This is a genomic window from Corynebacterium gottingense (genome assembly GCF_003693265.1).
GTDB classification, from domain to species: Bacteria; Actinomycetota; Actinomycetes; order Mycobacteriales; family Mycobacteriaceae; genus Corynebacterium; species Corynebacterium gottingense.
Window position 1 is genome coordinate 1 of record NZ_RDRE01000026.1, and the last position, 13,401, is coordinate 13,401.

Below are 13,401 nucleotides of genomic sequence, written 5' to 3' on the forward strand. Positions count from 1 at the left end.
ACACATCCCGCAACTACCAAAAACCATACTGGCGAAAAGGCCAACCCCCACTGACCTAAAACACAAAACCGGTGCCTCGGAAAAATAAAAACCGAGGCACCGGTTTGTCCACCATGTCGCGACTGAGTTGTCAACTATGTCGCGACTGAGGACATTGGCGGAGGATGTGGGATTTGAACCCACGAGGGTATTGCTACCCGCACGCGTTCCAGGCGTGTGACATAGGCCGCTAGTCGAATCCTCCAATGAGTAACGCTCACAGCGTCGTGGCAATACTTTAGCGCATGCGCCTATTCGGTCCAAAACCGCTGGGCAAGGGGTGTGGAGGGGCGTCGATAGGCATTGGGCTCTGGCGGGGTTTGGAGCTCGCGGGAATTGTTGGCTACAGTGTGGGGCAGGATCCCACGCGGTGCTTATCTTGTGAACTCCCCCAGGGCGGGAACGCAGCAAGGGTCAGCGAGCTCTGGCAGGTGCGTGGGGTCCCCTTATTTTTGCCGTGGGGCCGTGCGCCTGGCGGGGCGCCGGGGCGAGTTCTGACCTGTTTGACGAGAACCCCTTGACGAAGATGCGAGACGTGGGACCGCATCCTCGCCATCCTGCGCTCGTCATCTAGCCAAAAACACCGGAAACCCCCACACCCCGGCAGGCAACAGCCCCGTTTGACGAGGACGCCGGAGGTCTTCGAGAGGTAGCGTAGCGGCACAACGCTCATACACCGTTTTCGGCTAGGCTGGGCCACACGACATCAGCCCCGTAGAAGGAAGGCCCAATCACCATGGACGCAAAGCTTTACGACGTCATGAACGCCCAGGTCACCGAGGAGTACCTCGCCGCGTACCTGTACCGCCACCTGGCCAACGAGATGACAGAGCTCGGTTTCGACGGCGCTGCCACCTGGTTCATCGCGCAGGCGCAGGAAGAAGTGGAGCACGCCGCCAAGTTCACCAAGCACCTCCAGGACCGCGGGCAGCGCGTGGTGCTCGCCAGCATCGAGCTCGACGCGCCAAAGATCGCGAGCCTGCTCGAAGCCTTCAAGGCTTCGCTTGAGCACGAGCAGAAGGTGACGGCAGAGATTCGCCACATCGCCCGCGTCGCCGACGAGGTGGGGGATCTGGAGTCCCGCGACACCATTAACTGGTTCCTCTCCGAGCAGGTTGAAGAGGAGTCGAGCGCGCAGGGCATCATCGACAAGCTGGAGCTCGTTGGCAATGACGGCGCGGGGCTGCTGCGCATCGACGAGCAGCTCGCACAGCGCGGCGACGAATAAGACGAGGAGTCTTCAGTCCCCCCAGACCCAGGGTTCGCGCGGTAGCGCCCCTGGGTCGAACTGTGTCAGCAGCTCCCCGACGCTGCCCACGCCGGGGCAGCCTATCGACGCCGCAATCTCCCCCACCACCGCCTCCACCGGCCGCTCGCGCGTCATCTCTCGCAGCGTCACCGCCCCGTCGCGCTTTGCCAACCTGCGCCCCTCCCCGTTGACCACCAGCGGCACGTGCACATACTCGGGCTGCTCGTAGCCCAGCAGGTGGGCTAGGTAGGCCTGCGCGGGCGCGGAAAACGCGAGGTCATCGCCGCGCACGACCTGGTCGATGCCCTGCTCGCCGTCGTCCACAACCACGGCGAGGTTGTACGCCCAATCCCCCGCCTGGGCCTGGTTGAGGTTGCCGCCGCGGCGCAGGATGACGTCATCGACCGGCCCGACAACCTCGCCGGCATAGAAGTCGCGCACAGCCCACTCGGTGACCCCGGCGCGCAGCCGCAGCGCCGGCATCCGCCCCTGCTGCGCAAGCTCGGCCCGCTTCGCCTCGCGCTCGGCGTCGGTGAGGTCGCGGCACGTGCCCGGGTAGAGGCCGGGGCGGGCGTGCGGAGCGCTGGCGGCCTCGCGGATGTCGCGGCGCGTGCAGTAGCACTCGTAGGTGTCCAGCGTGGCCAGCGCGGCGGCGTAGCGCTCCCCGTTGTCGGACTGGTAGGTCACCGGCGGGTCGAAGTCCAGGCCCAGCGCCTCGAGGTCCTCGATCTGCCGCGCGGCCGATTCCGCGCTGGAACGCTCCGAGTCAATGTCCTCGATGCGCAGGGAGAAGTCACGGCCGGTGCGGCGAGCGAAGAGCCACGCCAGCACAGCGGTGCGCAGGTTGCCAAAGTGCAGGTCCCCGCTCGGCGAGGGCGCGTATCTCCCAGCAGACATGCCCCGAGCCTACTTATGGTTGAATACTCATTCGTGACAACCCCAAATACCCCAGTTTCCCGCTCCCCATACCCGATCCTGCTCGCCGTCTTCTGCGCGGTGTTCCTCATCTCCAACATCACCGCGCAGAAGGGCGTGGCGTTGGGGCCGTTGCTTACCGACGGCGCGTTCTTCCTCTTCCCACTCTCCTACGTCATCGGCGACGTCCTCGCCGAGGTCTACGGCTTCAAGGCGGCCCGCCGCGCCGTGTTCACCGGCTTTGGCATTGCCATCCTCGCGGTCGTCTCCTTCTACATCGCCATCTGGCTCCCCGCCGCGGACTTCTACGACGCCCAGGACACGTTTGCCTCCGTGCTGGGTCTGGTGCCGCAGATCGTGGCGGCGTCGCTGGCCGGCTACGTGGTGGGCCAACTCTCCAACGCGTGGGTCCTGCAGAAGATGAAGGACCGCCTTGGCACGGGCAACCTGTGGGCGCGCCTGATCGGCTCCACCGTCGTGGGCGAGTTTGTGGACACGCTCCTGTTCTGCGCGATCGCGGCGAGCGTGATCGGCATCAGCACGGCGGGCGACTTCATCAACTACGTCCTGGTCGGCTTCCTGTGGAAGACGCTGCTGGAGGTCGTGCTGTTGCCCATTACCTACCCGACGATCGCGTGGGTGCGTGGCGTCGAGAAGCGCAATGCTGGCCACGCAGACCTCACGGCGAAGTAACAATTCTCTTAAAATCCGCCAGAGTGGTCGACGCATCCGCAATTGGTCGCTACGTTGGGTGCCACTGGTTCCGAGAGGGGCCACGGATTAGCAAATACCCGAACGAAAGGATTTAGCACAATGGGCGTTTTTGACAAGGCAAAGGATGCACTGAACTCCGAGGAAGCTACCGACAAGGGCCTGGACAAGGCTGCGGACGCTGCCAAGGGCAAGCTCGGCGAGGACAAGGCCGACAAGGTCGATCAGGCTCGCGATGCCATCGACGGCAAGCTCGGCTCCGAGTAACCCTCGGTTCCCGTATTGACGGGCCGCACCCCTTCCCGGGCGCGGCCCGTTTTTCTATGAAGAAACTTTAATCACCCAAGCTACGCATAAGTTGTGCATAAACACTGAATGAGAAGCGGCGGTTTGGTGGGACAGGTGTCGAAGACGAGGTACACTGGCGAGGGTGAATGCAGAACAACACCCCGCCTCGTCCACAGGCCGCACAGGTTCCGTCAAGCTACACCTGTTGGACCAAGCCACTCGCCTCCTCGGCCGCGGGGGCCGCGACGCGCTGACCATCCCGGCAGCCGCTGACCTGGCAGGCATCACCGTCGATGAAGCGAAGACACTCTTCAGCTCCGACGAGGATCTGTATAGCGAGGTCAGCGCGTTCCTTGACGAGCGCCTCCGTGGCTTCGTCGACCAAGAGCTGACAAAGCTGCCCGCTGACGCGTCGGTGACGCAGAAGCTGCGCGCCAACGCCACCGGTTACTTCAACCAGGCACTGGACAACCCCACCTACTTCGCCGCGTACAGCCGCTCGAAGGCGGCGCACCAGTTCCCCAGCTTTGAGGCGCAGGTCGACAACGCCCCGGACCTGGGCGCCTTCCCGCCGGCGACGACGCGCATTATCCGGCTGCTGGTGGAGCTCACCGAGGAGATGGGCATGCCGGTGGACAAAGCCCTCATCCTCCGCGAGACCATGGCGGTCCTCTCGGAGATACACGGCCTCGCCCACCTGGCCACGTTTGGCATCATGCGCCACCTCTCCCCCACTGCGAAGCGGCAGACCTTCCAGGCGGCCCTGCAGACTCTGCTGTCCGGCCTCGCTGACACGATCAAGGAGGGCCACATCCTGGCCTTCGAGCCGGAGCACATCAAGGGCGAGCTCCTCGAGCCGTTTACCACCAAGGCCAAGGACATGCCGCGTGGCACCAGAGACGAGGCGCGCGAGGCCCTGTTCCGCGGCGCCGCCGAGGTCGTCATCGCCCGCAGCGTCGACGGGATGACCCTGGAGGCCGCCGCCGAGCAAGCCGACCTCCCAGTGAGTACCGCGCGCCAGCTTTTCGACGGCGACGCGGCCCTCCTTCGCGAACTTGAGGTCCACCTCGACGAGGCCAACACCCAGACGATCCTGCGCCAGAGCAGCTTCGTCTCCGAAGGCTCGCCGGGCCTGACCTACATCAAGGCCACCGGCTTCGGCTACCTGCAGTACGCGCTGACCGACCCGGTCGGATTCGTCGCCCTCATCGAGATTGCCAGCCGCTCCATCGTCCCCGTCTCCTTCGACGACGAGGGTGGCACCGCCCAGCCCTTCGACATGGGCAAGGCGTTCACCTTCCTGATGAACATCGTGCGCGACGCGATCTCGCAATCCGACGGACCGCGCTCCACCTGGGTGCTCTACACCCAGATGATGGCGCTGTGGGCGTCCATCCACGGCGTCTCCCAGCTCGCCACCATCGGCGTCCTCACCTACGACAACCAGGACTTCTGCTACCGCATTACCTCCCGAGTAATGGACATCCTGCTCCGCGGCATGATCAACGTCCTCGAGCTGCGCCCGCAGTAGCACCGGCGTAATACCGTGGCCACATCGCCAGCAGCGCGCGCCGTCGACCTGGTCAAAACCTACGGCCAGGGGGAGGCGCAGGTGACCGCCCTCGACGGCGTCAACGTGGAGTTCCGTCGCGACGAGTTCACCGCCATCATGGGCCCCTCCGGCTCCGGCAAGTCCACCCTCATGCACGTCATGGCCGGCCTGGACACCGCCACCTCCGGCTCCGCCTACATCGGCGAGACCGACCTCTCCGCCCTGGGCGACAAGGCACTCACCGCTTTACGACGCGACCGCCTCGGGTTCATCTTCCAATCCTTCAACCTCGTGCCCACCCTCACCGCGGCGGAGAACATCACGCTGCCTACCAACATCGCGGGCCGCACCATCGACCGCGCGTGGTTCGGCGAGATCACCCAGCGCCTCGGGCTGACCAAACGCCTCACGCATCGTCCCGCCGAACTTTCCGGCGGCCAGCAGCAGCGCGTCGCCTGCGCCCGCGCGCTCGTCTCCCGGCCCGACATCATCTTCGGCGACGAGCCTACCGGCAACCTGGACTCCAACTCCTCCGCCGAGGTCCTGGACATCCTGCGCACCTCCGTGGACCGCGACGGCCAAACCGTGGTGATTGTCACCCACGACGCCCGGGCCGCCTCCTACGCCGACCGCGTAATTTTCCTGCGCGACGGCAACATCGTCGACTCGCTGGCGCGCCCGGACATGGACACGATCCTGCGGGTCATGTCCGCCATGGAGGGATAGATGGCCTCCCCGATGGCAACGGTGTCGCTGCGCAACGTGGCCGCCCACAAGCTCCGGCTCGCGCTCACGGTGCTCTCGGTCGTACTGGGCACCGCGTTCCTCTCCGGCGCGCTCATGTTCACCTCCATGCTGTCCGCCACCTTCGACTCGGCGGTGGGCACGGTCCTTGACAGCACAGACGCGGTGGTGCGCCCCGGCGAGGGCCAGGGCTCCATCTCACGGGAAGAAGCCGACGAGATTGCAGCGCACCCGGACGTGGCGCGCACCAATATTTTCGCCGAAAAGTCGATCGTTGCAGCACACGAGGACGAAACGGCTATCCAGATGCGGATGGGTGCGTCCCGCCTGGGGCTCTATTACGGGCCGGACGACGCGGTCGGTGCGCCCACCGCGCTCACCGAAGGCCGCGCCCCTGACGCGATCGGCGAGGTCGTGCTCAACGCCAACGGTGCCGAAAACTACGGCATCGAACTCGGTGAGCGACTCATTGCCGTCGACCGCGACGGGCGCAACGAGCTCACCGTCACCGGCTTCTATGACAACGAGCTCGCGCAGAAATCCTCCCTCCTCTTCCGCGTGAGCCCGGAGACGTACACCGAGTTCTACACACGCGGCGACACGGTGCCCGCGCTCACGGTTGCCGCTGCGGACGGTGTTGGGGACGACGCGATCGTCGAGAAGCTGCATGCGGCGCACCCCGAGCTGGAAATCGCCACGGGCCAATCGGTGGCGGACGACACGAGCGCGAAAATCCGCGAAGCCTTAAGCTTTGTCAGCTACTTCCTCATCGCGTTCGCGCTGGTCGGACTGCTTGTGGGCACCTTCCTCATCGCCAACACGTTCTCGATGATCGTGGCGCAGCGTACCAAGGAGTTTGCGCTTTTGCGCGCGCTCGGCGCAACCAAGGGCCAAATCACGCGCTCGGTCGCCCTGGAGTCCGCCCTGGTAGGCGTGATTGGCTCCGCACTCGGCGTCGCAGGCGGGGTGGGACTCGTCGCTGCGATCAAGGTCGCCATGCGCGCCAATGACATCGAACTTCCCGACGCCGGCGTAGGGCTGACCTGGCAAGCCGTCGCCACACCGCTCGTCGTGGGCACCATCGTGACGATCCTCTCCGCGCTCGCGCCGGCACGACGCGCCGGACAGGTCCGCCCGGTCGAGGCGATGCGCGCGAGCGAGTCCGCCACGCCGCAGCCGCTGAAGTGGCGCACCATCGGCGGCATGCTGCTCATCGTCGTCGGCGTGAGCGCGGCCGCCGCGGGCATGGCGTGGGACGGCGGCTCCACCGGGCGCCGGGCTGCGCTGGTGGGCGCGGCCGCGTTGGCGGCGATCACCGGCCTGTTCCTCGCCGGCCCGGCGCTCAGCCTGCCGGTGGTGCCGCCGTTTGGACGGGCCATCGGGCTGCCGTTCGGTGCCGTCGGCAAGCTTGCGTCCACGAACACGCACCGCAACCCGCGACGCACCGCCACCACCGCCTTCGCGCTCATGCTGGGCATCGCCCTGGTCACGGTGATTGGCATGCTCGGCGCGACGATGAAGCACTCCGTCGACGACGTAGCTAATAGCGAGGTCAGCGCAGACTACGTCCTCTACGGCCCGGAGCTCGGCTCGTTCCCTGTGCCCAGCGACCTGCCGGACCGGCTCGCCGAAACACCGGGCGTCGAGACCGTGACCAGCTACAGCCAGGCGCCCGTGACCGTTGGCGGCGAGTACGGCCACCAGCTCGGGGCCGCCGGCGCCACCGACGTCATCGACGGCAACACCGCCGACCTGCTGCAGCTCACCATGGTAGAGGGCACCGCGGACCTCACCGGCGACACGCTCATCGCGCCCGCCGAGGTCGCGGCGGAGCGCGGCTGGCACGTCGGCGACCCCCTCGAGGTCGCCGCTCCCGGGGTCTCCACCGACACGGTGGAGGCGCAGGTCGTCGGCATCTTCGAGCCGTCCAACATTCTGCAAACCTTCGTCGTCTCCGGCGAGGCGGCCGCCCAGGTGGCCACGTGGAAGGCGGAAACCATCCTCATGGTGGGCGTAAGCGGCGACGGCACCGTGGACCAGACGCAACTGCGCTCGAACCTGGAGGACGCAGTGCGCCACGACATCGTAGTGCAGGTCCGCTCCGCCGAGGACGTCGCGGGCGAGGCCGCCACGCTGATCGATCAGATGCTGTTCATCCTCTACGCGCTGCTCTCCCTGGCGGTAATCATCGCCGTCCTCGGCATCATCAACACGCTCACGCTCTCGGTTATTGAGCGCCGCCAGGAGATCGGCATGCTCCGCGCCGTGGGCACGCAGCGCCGCCAAGTGCGCACCATGATCACGCTCGAATCGGTTCAGATGTCCGTCTTCGGCGCGGCCCTCGGCGTCCTGCTCGGGCTGGGGCTCGGCTGGGCGTTCCTCACGGTGCTGGAGAGCCAAGGCTTATCGACGATCATCGTCCCCGGCCAGCTCATCGCCACCGTCCTCGCCGGCGCCGTGGTCGTCGGCGTGCTGGCGGCACTGTGGCCCGCCCGGCGCGCCGCGTCCACCCCGGCGCTCGACGCGATCGCCGACTAACTTTTTCGGCGAAAAGTTCATTTCCCCTGGTTATAGACAGAGACGGAGGACGACTCCAGGGTCATTTGCAAGTCCAGCGTGGTGAGAATCTTAAGCAGAGTATCAACCGTGGGGTTCCCTAGCTCGTTTTCGATCCGGCTGAACTCGGCTTGCGGAATCCCGGCACCGTCGGCCACCGCTTGCTGGGAAAGACGCCTGTTTTGACGCGCGGCAGCTAGCGTCGCGCCGATCGCGTCACGCGCTGCGATCTCCGGCCGCCTCGTGCACACGCCTCGCTTCAACCGAAGCTTGCTCTTTGTACGGCTTCATGAATTCTTCGTACTTCGTTGTGGGCATTACCCGCACCTCCCCTGCAGCTATGAACATCCACAGGTCTATGTGTTTTAACACATATCGTCAACGTCGCCTTTCCACCCGCCAATGGTTCCGTGCAGCACGAAATCTGTGGCGTACTAATATTTTCATTTTCCCAGAATAGTTGGAGCTTTGTTCTCCTATTAGTAACTTTAGCCATTCACGGACTGCGCTCCTACCAGCTTATCGATGGTCTGCAAAACGCATTGTAAGTCGTGGAAAATGAAGAATAAATAGTGCGAACAGAGAGATAGCCAAATTCTCGGGCCGCAGAAGTTGGGGTTGAATTAGACTTCCTACTCGCCGTGTTTCATTAATGCCAGCACATCACATGTAACTCTGGGGCGTACCCTAATTGAAAGGGAACGTGAGTGAAGTGTGTTGGCCACAAGAGGTTGCGCTGGATATGACGTGGCACCACCATCCCCATTCCTTTTAACTTGGAAAGGTGCCAGGAAGACTTTACAGGGGAGTCTAATTAAGGAGGCTCTAATGAAATTGTTAAAAACCCCACTCTGGAACCTAGAGGGTGGCGAACCGGTAGACGTTGACCATCATGTTGTTCGGATTAAGCTGTACAAAGATGAAGTCGTCGCGGAGTTTACGATTTCAGAGCTATGCAGCTTTTTTGGCCTTAAGGATCTGCATTGTATGCGGCTACAATTTGAGGTCTGGCATGAATTGGCATCGTTCGAATGGGACTCTGAGGAATGTGTGCATCTTGAGCAAAAGCCGTTCACGGACTACTTTCACGCTTCAAAGATTTCCCATTGCTACGCTCCCCCCTCTCCTGATGCTGATCGTGGGGGATGGGAATGGGGAATGAAAAAGCTGTGAACATTAGGCTCGTATAGTCCATGTCCAAGGTTTCCCCCACTCTCCCGCACAAATATCAATACCTTTTCGCCTCAAAACATGCTCGATCGCGGCCTGTACGACTGCGCGTTCTGCATCCCCTATGCGGTCGAAAAACCTGGAAAAATTTCCACCGTCGTAGATCTCAATTTTCCACTGCCGTGTGCTCTCCCACATCGCCCCCCGCGAAATTGTCTTGGTCTATCGCTGCTTGGCGTAGTAGCGCCCCATGAACTCGTCGCGGTACGCCTCGTACTCGCCGGCGTCGATGGCGGCGCGGATGTTGTCCACCAGCCGGATCATGAACTCCAGGTTGTGCATGGTGCACAGCGTGCCAGCGAGGAACTCCTTCGCCTTGAGCAGGTGGTGGATGTACGCGCGGGAGTAGTTCTGAGAGACGTAGCCGCCGAACTCCTCGTCCACACCGGCGAAGTCGCGCTTGAACCGGGCCGCGGTGAGGTTCATGCGCCCGTCCAGGGTGTACACGCCGCCGCGGCGCCCCAGGCGGGTCGGCGCGACGCAGTCGAAGGTGTCCGCGCCCGCCTCCACGGCGGTGAAGATGTCGTCCGGCTCGGAGATGCCAAGCAGGTGGCGGGGCTTGTCGGCGGGTAACTCGTCGGTGACCCAGCCGACGATAGTGCCCAGGTTCTCCTTTTCCAGCGCACCGCCGATGCCGAATCCGCCGAACCCGCGCTTACCCTCCTCTCGGGCCTCACGGTCCAGGTCTAGCAGGCCCCGCACCGCGGATCGGCGCAGGTCCTCGTACTGCGCGCCCTGCACCACGCCCCACAGCGACTGCAGCGGCTTGCCCTCGCGCGCCAGAGTGAGGCGGTCGTGCTCGTCCAAGCAGCGCTTCGCCCAGCGGCGGGTGCGCTCCACGGAGTGCTCCTGGTAGTCGCGGGTGTCCACCAGGGTGGTCAGCTCGTCGAAGGCGAACATGATGTCCGCGCCCAGCTGGTGCTGGATCTGCATGCTCACCTCAGGGGTGAAGCGGTGCGAGGAGCCGTCGATGACGGACTTAAAGTCGACGCCGTCGTCGTCGACACGCGCCATGCGGTCCTTGTTGGCTGCGCGGATGTCGCTCTCGTCCAGGTCCGCGATGTCCATCGCCAGCACCTTCTTGAAGCCGACGCCCAGGCTCATCACCTGGAAGCCGCCGGAGTCGGTGTAGGTCGGCCCGTCCCAGTGCTCAAACGCGGCCACGCCGCCCGCCTCGTCGACGATGTCCGGGCCCGGCTGCAGGTATAGGTGGTAGGCGTTGGACAGGATGGCCTGGGCGCCGGTCTGGTGGATCTGCTCCGGGGTCAGCGTCTTCACCGTCGCCTTCGTGGCCACGGGGATGAACGCGGGCGTCTGAATGTCGCCGTGCGGAGTGTGGATCGTGCCCGTGCGGCCGTGGCGGCCCGGCGCGGGCTCGAGCTCAGTGCCGACGGTGTAGGAAAGATCGGTGTGTGCGGGGTTCATCGGGCGGGCTCCAGTTCTGCAGTGTCAAGGTTGGTGCGGTGGTCTTCAAACTCGCGCTCCAGGCCGGTGCCCTCCACGTCCACGTGCGGCAGGATCCGGTCGAGCCAGCGGGGCATCCACCAGGTCGAACGACCGAGGATGAACATGGTGGCCGGGACGAGTGCCATCCGGACGAAGAAAGCGTCGAAAAGCACTGCGACGCCGAGCGCAAAGCCGAAGATCTGGATGAATGGGAGCGGCTGGTTGATGAAGGCCACGAAGACGGCGATCATGATGATCGCGGCTGCCGTGACCACGCGCGCGCCCTGCGCGAAGCCGTCGACGGTGGAGTGCTGGACGGCGTGGATTTCCGCGTCGGGGTCGCCCTCGCGGCGCAGCTTGAGGTAGTGCTCGCGGATGCGCGTGACCAGGAAGACCTGGTAGTCCATGGCCAGACCGAAGGTGACGCCGATGAGGAAGATTGGCAGGAAGGACAGAATCGGGGTCGGCGTGTTGACCAGGCCCAGGAAGCCCTCCTGCCAGAACAGGACCGTGACGCCGAAGGCCGCGCCGACCGAGAGCAAGAAGCCCAGGCCCGCGACCACGGGCACGAGGATCGAGCGGAAGACGATCATCAGGAGGAGGATGGCCAGGCCCACCACGATCGCCAGGTAGAGGGGCATCGCGCCGCTGAGCTCCTCGGTGATGTCCATCTGCACCGCCGTGAGCCCCGTCAGGCCGATGGTCACGCCGGTGGCGTCCTCGACCTGGTGCAGGGTCTCGCGCAGGCCGTGCGCGACCTCGAGCGTGTACTCCTCCTCCGGGCCGCCCTGCGGGTAGGCCACCATCTGCGCCGCGGTCATGTCGTCGTTGACACCAATGAGCTGCGCGTGCTGGATGCCGCTGACCGTGCCGGCCTCGCCGACGGCGTAGAGGAAGGAAGCAAGCGCCGCCTTCTCGGCGTCGCCGCCCTGCTCGTCCGGGATCGCGTCCATGTACGGCCGCAAGATCTCCGAGTCCGGGTTCGCCGCATGCGCGTCCACCACGACGAGAAACGGCGCGTTCACGCCAGGTCCGAAGCCTTCCGCCATGAGCTCCGCCGACTTGCGCTGGGTGGTGTCGAGGTTCGAGGTGCTATCCGACGGCAGCGCCATTTCCAAGTCCAGCACCGGTGCAGCCAGCGCGCCCAGGCCCAGGACCACGCACGCCATGACCACGGCCGGGAACTTCCGCACGAAGTTGACCCAGGTGCGGCCCATGGACTTTTGGTCCAAATCTTTCGCGGGGCGCTTCCCTGGGCCGGGCTGGCCGGCAACGCCCGGGATGCGGCCCGCGAACGCACGGTCGCCCCACAGGCCGAGCAGCGCGGGCAGGAGCGTGAGCGCCACGAGCACGGAGACCAGCACCGTCAGCGCGGCGGCGAGGCCCATCCAGGAGAGGAACTCGATCCCCGCCAACACCAGCGCCACCAGGGCGACGAACACGGTCGTGCCCGCGAACACGACGGAGGACCCAGCGGTGCCCACCGCCATGCCGGCCGCGTCGGGGCCGGACAGCGTCCTGCGCTCCTGGCGGTAGCGGGACAGGATGAACAGGGCGTAGTCAATGCCCACCGCCAGGCCGATCATCACGGCGAGCACCGGGGTGACGTTGTTCAGGTCCACCCAGTGCGTGGTCAGCACGATGGCGAGCGCGCCGATGCCCACGCCCACCACCGCAGTGATGAGCGGGATCGTGGAAGCTGCGAGGGAGCCGAACGTGATGAGCAGGACCAGGAAGGCGACGCCGAGGCCGATGAGCTCGGAGGTGGTGTTGATCTCGATCGGGTCGCCGAAGCCGGCGCCGCCGGCCTCCACCTCCAGGCCGGCGTCGCGGCCAATCTGCATCGCCTGGTTCACCACGTCGCGGTCTGCCTGCTCCACCGTCATGGAGGACTCGGCCCCAAACTCGAAGGTGGTGTAGCCGATCCGGCCGTCGTCCGAGACCATGCGCAGGTTGTGCGCGTCCGCCTTCGCCGTCTCTTCCGGCAGGCCCATGTCCGTCATCTGGGTGACGATCATGTCCTGCAGCTCGCGGTTGACCTCGACCGGGTTGCCAAAGCGGTCGGTGCCGCTCAACCCCTCGAGGTTGTCCTCGATGTAGCCGACCGTGTCGTCCATCGCCCGCATGTATTCCGGGCTGTCCAGCGACTGGCCGTCGGGCGCGGCGAACACCAGGTTGACGCCCGGCGCGGTGGCCACGTTGCCCTCCCCGGGGAAGTTCTCCTCCAACGTGTCCAGCGCGGAGATGGCGGGTGTGCCGGAGATGGAAAACTCGGAGGTAAACGGCCGCATCAGCGAGAGTGCGCCCGCCGCGGTCGCGCCGAGGATGAGCAGCCACGCCACGATCACCCGCCATTTGCGCAGGTAGGACCATCGTCCTAGCCGGAAGAGGAGCTTCGCCACAGATCACACGGCCCTTCGGGTGTTGGGAAAGAGGGGTCTTGCGTACGTTTCAAGTACTCGGCCAATCATAGTGGTCGGGCACGCTGGGCCAAAGGGGTCACAACTCAGATGACGAGGACTGGTTGACGAAGATGCGGTCCCGAAGGGACCGCGGACAAATAGTTGGAGTGTCCCCGGGGGCGGAGAGGGTTTCTGATGTCCGCGCATTTTCCCCGTGAGATCCGGGAGCAAGCAGTTGATAAGTTTCTTGAAGGCATGCCGTACAAGCG

The 13,401-nt window shown here is 64.9% G+C and carries 11 protein-coding genes, 1 tRNA gene and 1 other RNA gene; 8 read left to right on the forward strand and 5 right to left on the reverse strand.

Annotation, left to right across the window (positions count from 1 at the left end; all coding sequences use genetic code 11):
- Positions 1 to 155 precede the first annotated feature (155 nt).
- Positions 156 to 244 (reverse strand) — tRNA-Ser (locus EAW56_RS10085).
- A 149-nt stretch (positions 245 to 393) separates the two neighbouring features.
- On the opposite strand from EAW56_RS10085, the gene ffs reads away from it, so the two are divergent.
- Together ffs and EAW56_RS10095 are read left to right on the forward strand one after the other, a co-directional pair.
- An RNA gene (gene ffs / locus EAW56_RS10090) (signal recognition particle sRNA small type) lies at positions 394 to 492 on the forward strand.
- 283 nt (positions 493 to 775) lie between these two features.
- On the forward strand, positions 776 to 1,267 hold the full coding sequence (locus EAW56_RS10095; RefSeq protein ID WP_122086396.1) for a ferritin: 492 nt from the start codon (positions 776 to 778) through the stop codon (positions 1,265 to 1,267).
- Between the two features lie 12 nt (positions 1,268 to 1,279).
- On the opposite strand, the gene gluQRS is transcribed toward EAW56_RS10095, so the two are convergent.
- Complete coding sequence (gene gluQRS, locus EAW56_RS10100; RefSeq protein ID WP_122086397.1) at positions 1,280 to 2,185, reverse strand: tRNA glutamyl-Q(34) synthetase GluQRS; 906 nt, start codon at positions 2,183 to 2,185, stop codon at positions 1,280 to 1,282.
- Between the two features lie 15 nt (positions 2,186 to 2,200).
- Between gluQRS and EAW56_RS10105 the strand changes: the two genes are divergently transcribed.
- The 5 genes from EAW56_RS10105 to EAW56_RS10125 all read left to right on the forward strand — a co-directional run bounded on the left by EAW56_RS10105 (position 2,201) and on the right by EAW56_RS10125 (position 8,036).
- Positions 2,201 to 2,896, forward strand: a complete 696-nt coding sequence (locus EAW56_RS10105) for a queuosine precursor transporter (protein ID WP_095554318.1) — start codon at positions 2,201 to 2,203, stop codon at positions 2,894 to 2,896.
- A gap of 120 nt (positions 2,897 to 3,016) precedes the next feature.
- Entirely contained in the window at positions 3,017 to 3,181 is a 165-nt protein-coding gene (locus tag EAW56_RS10110; protein ID WP_095275241.1) for an antitoxin, read from the forward strand.
- Positions 3,182 to 3,407: 226 nt separating this feature from the next.
- Complete coding sequence (locus EAW56_RS10115) at positions 3,408 to 4,733, forward strand: WHG domain-containing protein (RefSeq protein ID WP_244213407.1); 1,326 nt, start codon at positions 3,408 to 3,410, stop codon at positions 4,731 to 4,733.
- A gap of 15 nt (positions 4,734 to 4,748) precedes the next feature.
- A complete protein-coding gene (locus EAW56_RS10120) occupies positions 4,749 to 5,480 on the forward strand; it encodes an ABC transporter ATP-binding protein (RefSeq protein ID WP_095548108.1) in 732 nt (243 codons plus the stop codon).
- On the forward strand, positions 5,481 to 8,036 hold the full coding sequence (locus tag EAW56_RS10125) for an ABC transporter permease (RefSeq protein ID WP_122086401.1): 2,556 nt from the start codon (positions 5,481 to 5,483) through the stop codon (positions 8,034 to 8,036).
- A gap of 17 nt (positions 8,037 to 8,053) precedes the next feature.
- Here EAW56_RS10125 and EAW56_RS13235 read toward each other — a convergent pair whose 3' ends face one another.
- Complete coding sequence (locus tag EAW56_RS13235; protein ID WP_353959594.1) at positions 8,054 to 8,305, reverse strand: helix-turn-helix domain-containing protein; 252 nt, start codon at positions 8,303 to 8,305, stop codon at positions 8,054 to 8,056.
- A gap of 577 nt (positions 8,306 to 8,882) precedes the next feature.
- Between EAW56_RS13235 and EAW56_RS12740 the strand changes: the two genes are divergently transcribed.
- Positions 8,883 to 9,227 carry a hypothetical protein gene (locus tag EAW56_RS12740; RefSeq protein ID WP_167457425.1) on the forward strand — a complete coding sequence of 115 codons (345 nt, stop codon included), beginning with the start codon at positions 8,883 to 8,885 and terminating at the stop codon, positions 9,225 to 9,227.
- Between the two features lie 219 nt (positions 9,228 to 9,446).
- Here EAW56_RS12740 and tgt read toward each other — a convergent pair whose 3' ends face one another.
- Both tgt and EAW56_RS10145 read right to left on the reverse strand, forming a co-directional pair.
- Entirely contained in the window at positions 9,447 to 10,709 is a 1,263-nt protein-coding gene (gene tgt, locus EAW56_RS10140; protein WP_095546872.1) for a tRNA guanosine(34) transglycosylase Tgt, read from the reverse strand.
- On the reverse strand, positions 10,706 to 13,132 hold the full coding sequence (locus EAW56_RS10145) for an MMPL family transporter (protein ID WP_122086404.1): 2,427 nt from the start codon (positions 13,130 to 13,132) through the stop codon (positions 10,706 to 10,708). Before EAW56_RS10145 ends, tgt begins: the two co-directional genes overlap by 4 nt.
- Between the last annotated feature and the right edge of the window lie 269 nt (positions 13,133 to 13,401).

Excerpts from the sequence above, each read along its gene's own strand:
- EAW56_RS10095 (WP_122086396.1), top strand. The coding sequence starts at position 776 with ATGGACGCAAAGCTTTACGACGTCATGAACGCCCAGGTCACCGAGGAG.
- gluQRS (WP_122086397.1), bottom strand. The coding sequence starts at position 2,185 with ATGTCTGCTGGGAGATACGCGCCCTCGCCGAGCGGGGACCTGCACTTT.
- EAW56_RS10105 (WP_095554318.1), top strand. The coding sequence starts at position 2,201 with ATGGTTGAATACTCATTCGTGACAACCCCAAATACCCCAGTTTCCCGC.
- EAW56_RS10110 (WP_095275241.1), top strand. The coding sequence starts at position 3,017 with ATGGGCGTTTTTGACAAGGCAAAGGATGCACTGAACTCCGAGGAAGCT.
- EAW56_RS10125 (WP_122086401.1), top strand. The coding sequence starts at position 5,481 with ATGGCCTCCCCGATGGCAACGGTGTCGCTGCGCAACGTGGCCGCCCAC.
- EAW56_RS12740 (WP_167457425.1), top strand. The coding sequence starts at position 8,883 with ATGAAATTGTTAAAAACCCCACTCTGGAACCTAGAGGGTGGCGAACCG.
- tgt (WP_095546872.1), bottom strand. The coding sequence starts at position 10,709 with ATGAACCCCGCACACACCGATCTTTCCTACACCGTCGGCACTGAGCTC.